We start from the raw sequence: 5356 nt of genomic DNA, 5'->3' as shown, positions 1-5356 counted from the left end.
GGCCATGGGCCGGCTCGTGTCGATGGAATGGGCCATCGCCGCCTGTCGGGCCTACAACAACTGGCTCTACGACACCTTTCTCAACCACAGTCCCAAGCTCAAGGGGGTGGCCCTGATACCGATCCAGGATGTGGACGCCGCCGTGGAGGAGCTGCGCCGTGCCGTCACGCAACAGGGAATGATCGGCGCCATGCTGCCGTCCAACGGCGAGGGCCTGCAGAACCACCTGGGAGCGAAGCTCTACTGGCCCATCTACGAGGAGGCCGAGAAGCTCAACTGCTCCCTGGCGGTGCACGTGGGCGCCCTGCACCACCTGGGCATGGACACCTTCAGCACCTACTATCCGGTCCACGCCATCGGGCACCCGATGGGCATCATGATCCAGGCGGCCGCCATGGTCTCCCACGGGGTCTTCGAGCGGTTTCCCAATCTGCGCGTGGGATTTCTCGAAGGTGGATCCACCTGGGTGCCCTTCTTCCTGGACCGCCTCGACCGCTCGCACCACGAGGGCCACATGCAGGTGGACTTGGAAGGCGAAATTCTCGGAGGCCCCAAGCTGGGCGAAAAGGCCAGCGACTACTTCCGGAAACAGATGCGTGAAGGAAGGATCTTCGTCGGCTTCGACGTGGACGACGGCGGCCTCGGCTTTGCCGTACAGAACGCCGGCAGGGACGGCTTTCTCTTCGGCAGCGACTTCCCGCATGAAGTCTTCGACGCGGCAAAGTGCCGCCATGAGATCGATGAGTTGCTTGCGCGCGAGGATTTGTCCGAGGAGGACAAGGAAGCCGTGCTGGGTGGTAACGCCAAGAGGCTTTACCAGCAGCCGGAGGGCTGAAGGAGGCCCCGGGGGTCTCTCTCACGTGTTCAGATCCAGTTGGGTGAACAGCGGCTGCCTCACCTCGTCCATATGGTCTCTGAGGGGTCGATAGGTCGTAAGGTCGTAGCTCTTCACGTCAACTGCGACAGGGAGGTTGCTCTCGTGGAACAGCGTCCACAGGCGATCAATGGTTCTTTCGTCGAGTTGGCCGTGCAAGACCATGTCTATGTCTGAATCCGGCCGGCAAGTGCCTGTGGCGCGGGACCCGAAAAGGTCCACACGAGTGATGATGTCCGCATAAGGCGCGAGAATACGCTTGATCGTGAGTAGCTGCTTGGCTGTGAGGCCGTGGTCCATCGGGTCTAGTCCCCTCTCTCTTCGAGCAACTTCGTATAGAGCTCAGCCATGACCTCCAGATAGCGGCTCCTGATGCTGTCGATCACAGCCTGGAACTGCTTGAAGTCGTAGGTATGGGACATCTTGTTGCGGTCATCCAATGCATCCATCCACGTCTCACCGTCGCTGATCAGCCTGGACGCGAAGGCAGCGCGTATGACCGCCCGAGGGGTGACTTGGGGTAAGACAAGACTCTCGCTTTCCAGGTAGTCCTTCATGACGTTCCAGGCCAACTCCATGGTGTACTCAAAGCGCTGGATGACGCCTTCCTGCTCCAACTGGCTGAGTTCTCGGTCTTCGTCCAGAGCCTCTCTGAGCAAAACAAAGGCCCGTTGGTAGTTGTCGAACCGGTACTGCCAGCGCGGTTTCTTTGGTGGGTTCATGGCGGTGCACCCGGACGTCACGGATAGCTTCCCGATTTTGCCACCTGAGGTAGGGATTTGCCACAAGATAGTGACATTGGAGAACACCGCAAACCGCGGGATCTTCTTTGTCGTTCACCCGCCTCGTGGTTACGCCTTTCTTGGTAGAGAGGGCCTCCGGCTGATTGAAAAGTTTGCCGTCGGCCGTTTGAAAGCAACCCAACGGAGAACCCACGGCCGGAGGCTACGGGAACACCCGCAAGGGCCCTTGACTCGGAGTAGACCGCGTTCGCTACGCTCGTGCCCCCGCAAACGAGGATGTCACCAAGCCTCCCAAGGATTGACGAGATCAACGCCGACGCGTTGGAAATCAGCGATGTTGCGAGTGGCCACGGTGAGGTCGTGGGCCTTCGCCGTTCCCGCGATGAGAGCGTCGCCGAGGTCCAGCGGATGTCCTGAGCGCTGGGCCAGGACCCGGAGCCGGGCCGCCCACTCCGCCCCCACCCGGTCCAAGGGCAGGATTCGGTCCTCGTATTCGGTGGTGAGGCGCAACAGATCAGCCTCCAGGCCGGACCGCCGTCGTCCTCGTGCCAGCCGTCGCACGCCGTATTCCAGCTCGTGCACAACGATCGAAGACAGCCATAGGTCGTCATGTTCCGCCAGAAAAGTCACCACACGTGCATCCGGAACGCTACGCATGGTCTCCGAGACCACGTTCGTGTCCAGGAGATACCCGCTCATTCGTCATCCTCGTCGCTGAACGGAACCTCCCGAACGGAACGGCGGTCAGGAACTTCGAGATCTACCCCGCGTGGCATGTTCTCGATCAGCCACCTGCCAAGGGGCTTGCGAGGATTGGCTTTGTTGTCCCATGCGTCCGCGGGCACGACGACGAACGACCGCCGGGTGCCGATACGTTGCGGCCCTTCCGACTGGGCCAGGCGCAGGATCTCGGAGAGGTGGGCCTTCGCCTCGGCCACAGTCCAAACACGTTGCGGTCCGGTCCTTGTCACGAACAAGCCTCCTCCGATCAAGAGAACACAAACTAGTCCAGTATAGACCAGACATCCCGACTTGGCAACGGAGCGCTCAGGTACTGGATGGGAATATGCTTGGCGGAGGGGGCGAGATTCCAACTCGCCGTCCACTTGTTAGGCGTACGCCAATTTTCAAGACCGGTGCCTTAAACCACCCGGCCACGCCTCCGTGTTCGAGAAGACCCGGGACGCCCCGGTTTCGGGCGTTAATCCGGATTTGGCCACTTGGTGAAGGGGTTTCCCACAAGGTTGGCGTTGTAGAAGCGGGGGTCGTGGGTGACTTCTTCGCCAACCCACGGGGGTTTGGTGAACGGGCGGTCTTCGCGGTCGAGCTCGACCTCGGCGACCACGAGGCCCTGGTTGTCGCCGAGGAACTCGTCGACTTCCCAGACGAGGCCGTCGTGCTCCAGGCGCCGGCGTACCTTCTCGATCAGCGGAGGCTCGCACAGGCTGAGCAGTTCGACGGCGTCTTCGAGCGGAATGTCATATTCGAATTCGGCCCGGGTGGCGCCACGGGTGAGTCCCTTGATGGTCAGGATGGCCTTGTGACCCTCGATGCGGACGCGGACGGTGCGCTCGGGGTGCGTGCTCAGGTAGCCCTGGCGCAGGACCGTTCCCTCGGCCTTGCGCCACTCGTCTCCGGTGACAAGGAACTTGCGCTCGATCTCCAGCGCCATGGGATTTGCGCGGCCTACTTCATCCGGTGCAGGACATTCTCGGCCAGCCCCTGCAGGTACTCCTTCCGCCCGGACAGGTCCTTGGGCATGTTGAGGAGCGTCATCCCCACGTACTCCACGCCGTCCTCGGCAAGCCGGCCGAGGTCCTGCAGGCAGTCGTCGCCGTCGCCGGACACAGCCCAGGCGCTGACCTCGGAGTCGGAGGCGATGTTGATCTTGACCATGGTGTCTTCCTGCATGTTCCAACTGCTGTACATCTTGTAGGAAGACGCCGCGGACTCGCGCGCCTCGGCGATGGCGGTCTCCTTGTCCTTGGCAAACGCCACACCCCGGGAGATGGTGATGCGGCCGGGGTCCTGGCCGGTGACGCTCCGCTCGTCGCGGTAGATGGAGATGAGATGGGCGACGTCGTCGAAGCCCACCTGGGGGGCCAGGTAGGCGGCGTCCGCGATGCGGGCGGAGCGGCGCACCGCGCCTTCGCTCTGGCAGGCGATCCAGATGGGCGGATGGGGTTTCTGGATGGGCGTGAATCCCATCTTGGCGCCGTGCACGGTCCAGTACTTGCCCTCGTGGTCGATCTCCTCGCCGGTCCAGAGCTTCTTCATCACTTCGATGGACTCGGTGAGGCGGGAGACGCGCTGCTTGCGGTTGGAGGCCACGGCCTCGAGCTCGGTGTCGCGGTAGCCGAGGCCCACGCCGAGGACGAAGCGGCCCTTGGCGATGTGGTCCAGGGTGGCCACGTCTTCCGCCACCTGGAGCGGGTTGTGGAGCGGCAGCAGCACGATGCCGGTCTGGAGCCGCATCTCGCCCACCTCCGGCGCCAGCCGCGCCAGCATGGGGAAGGGCTGCGGCCAGATGGTGGGGTGCGACACCCAGTGCTGCGGCATGGTGATGGCGGCGAAGCCGCAATCGCGGGCCACGTGGCAGATCTCGACGGCGTCGTCGATCTGCTCGTGCAACGGGCGCGTGGGGTTGGTGAAGAAAGAACGGAAATAGATGCCAAGTTCCACTGGAGTCCTCCTGAATGGTGAAGTTACTTCATGGCAAGGGAGGTGTGGGGTTGTCAAATTGGGCGCCCCACGCCACCCCACCTGGATTCCCGCTTTCGCGGGAATGACGTTCCGTTACATAGTTGCCTCATGAGTCTTGACACAGCCTGTTTCGCGGGCACGACGTGTTCGGGGTTCTACAGACGGAATCGCAAGTTGACAGAATTCAGCACGTCCACTAACACGTAACGTCATGGCTTCATCATCCACCGGAAGCGGTTCGGGCGGTGTTCCCGAGGTTGATGTCCTCATCGCGGGCGGAGGCAACGCGGCGATGTGCGCGGCCATCATGGCGCGGCACGGGGGCGCCAGCGTGCTGGTGCTGGAGGCGGCGCCCAAGGCGTTTCGCGGCGGCAACAGCCGCCACACGCGGAACCTTCGCTACATGCACGAGGGCGAGGACGGGTTCCTCACGGGGACGTATCCGGAGGACGAGTTCTATGAGGACCTCCTGCGGGTGACGGGCGGCGACACCAACGAGGAGTTGGCGCGCTACTGCATCCGCCAGTCCCAGGACGCGGGCGAATGGATGTCGGCCCACGGGATCAAATGGCAGCCGTCCTTGCGCGGCACGCTGCAGCTTTCGCGCACCAACGCCTTCTTCCTGGGCGGCGGCAAGGCGCTGATGAACGCCTACTACGCCACCGCCGAGAAGATGGGCATCCGGGCCGAGTACGACACCGAGGTGCGGGACCTGAACATCGAGGACGGGGTGTTCCGCTCCGCGGTGGTGGAGCATAACGGCCAGAAGCGCGAGGTGGCGGCCAAGGCCTTCATCGGCGCCTCGGGGGGCTTCGAGGCCAACGTGCCGTGGCTCAAGGAGTACTGGGGCGACGCGGCCGACAACTTCATCATCCGCGGCACGCCCTACAACAAGGGCCGGGTGCTGCGGGAACTGTTCGACGCGGGCGCGAAGTCGGCGGGGCGGGCCAAGGGCTTCCACGCCATTGCGCTGGACGGGCGCGCGCCCAAGTTCGACGGCGGCATCGTGACGCGGCTCGACTGCGTCCCCTTCGGC

At 63.3% G+C, this 5356-nt stretch carries 8 protein-coding genes; 2 read left to right on the top strand and 6 right to left on the bottom strand.

Annotated elements, in window-relative coordinates; genetic code table 11:
* Positions 1 to 835, top strand: an 835-nt coding sequence (locus OXF11_04830) for an amidohydrolase family protein (protein MCY4486424.1), incomplete at its 5' end; no start/stop codon positions are given.
* Positions 836 to 856: 21 nt separating this feature from the next.
* Here the strand turns inward: OXF11_04830 and OXF11_04825 are convergent.
* From OXF11_04825 to OXF11_04800, 6 genes are all read right to left on the bottom strand, one after another.
* Complete coding sequence (locus tag OXF11_04825; GenBank protein ID MCY4486423.1) at positions 857 to 1174, bottom strand: nucleotidyltransferase domain-containing protein; 318 nt, start codon at positions 1172 to 1174, stop codon at positions 857 to 859.
* Positions 1175 to 1179: 5 nt separating this feature from the next.
* Positions 1180 to 1596: a nucleotidyltransferase substrate binding protein gene (locus tag OXF11_04820; GenBank protein ID MCY4486422.1), complete on the bottom strand. Its 417-nt coding sequence runs from the start codon at positions 1594 to 1596 to the stop codon at positions 1180 to 1182.
* Between the two features lie 300 nt (positions 1597 to 1896).
* A complete protein-coding gene (locus tag OXF11_04815) occupies positions 1897 to 2316 on the bottom strand; it encodes a PIN domain-containing protein (protein ID MCY4486421.1) in 420 nt (139 codons plus the stop codon).
* Positions 2313 to 2555 (bottom strand): type II toxin-antitoxin system prevent-host-death family antitoxin, encoded by a 243-nt coding sequence (locus OXF11_04810; GenBank protein ID MCY4486420.1) that lies wholly within the window; start codon positions 2553 to 2555, stop codon positions 2313 to 2315. The genes OXF11_04815 and OXF11_04810 overlap by 4 nt, the downstream gene beginning before the upstream one ends.
* A 263-nt stretch (positions 2556 to 2818) precedes the next feature.
* Positions 2819 to 3289, bottom strand: coding sequence for a CYTH domain-containing protein (locus tag OXF11_04805; GenBank protein ID MCY4486419.1), 471 nt, complete (start codon positions 3287 to 3289; stop codon positions 2819 to 2821).
* Positions 3290 to 3303: 14 nt separating this feature from the next.
* Positions 3304 to 4299 carry an LLM class flavin-dependent oxidoreductase gene (locus OXF11_04800; GenBank protein MCY4486418.1) on the bottom strand — a complete coding sequence of 332 codons (996 nt, stop codon included), beginning with the start codon at positions 4297 to 4299 and terminating at the stop codon, positions 3304 to 3306.
* 232 nt (positions 4300 to 4531) lie between these two features.
* Between OXF11_04800 and OXF11_04795 the strand changes: the two genes are divergently transcribed.
* Positions 4532 to 5356 (top strand): FAD-binding protein (locus tag OXF11_04795; GenBank protein MCY4486417.1); only part of this gene is annotated, 825 nt, incomplete at its 3' end.

The sequence above is a fragment of the Deltaproteobacteria bacterium genome (genome assembly GCA_026712905.1).
Lineage (GTDB): Bacteria > Desulfobacterota > Binatia > UBA9968 > JAJDTQ01 > JAJDTQ01.
Note: the sequence above shows the minus strand (reverse complement) of the source record. Positions and strands in the feature narration are given on the sequence as shown.

Excerpts from the sequence above, each read along its gene's own strand:
- OXF11_04825 (MCY4486423.1), bottom strand. The coding sequence starts at position 1,174 with ATGGACCACGGCCTCACAGCCAAGCAGCTACTCACGATCAAGCGTATT.
- OXF11_04820 (MCY4486422.1), bottom strand. The coding sequence starts at position 1,596 with ATGAACCCACCAAAGAAACCGCGCTGGCAGTACCGGTTCGACAACTAC.
- OXF11_04815 (MCY4486421.1), bottom strand. The coding sequence starts at position 2,316 with ATGAGCGGGTATCTCCTGGACACGAACGTGGTCTCGGAGACCATGCGT.
- OXF11_04805 (MCY4486419.1), bottom strand. The coding sequence starts at position 3,289 with ATGGCGCTGGAGATCGAGCGCAAGTTCCTTGTCACCGGAGACGAGTGG.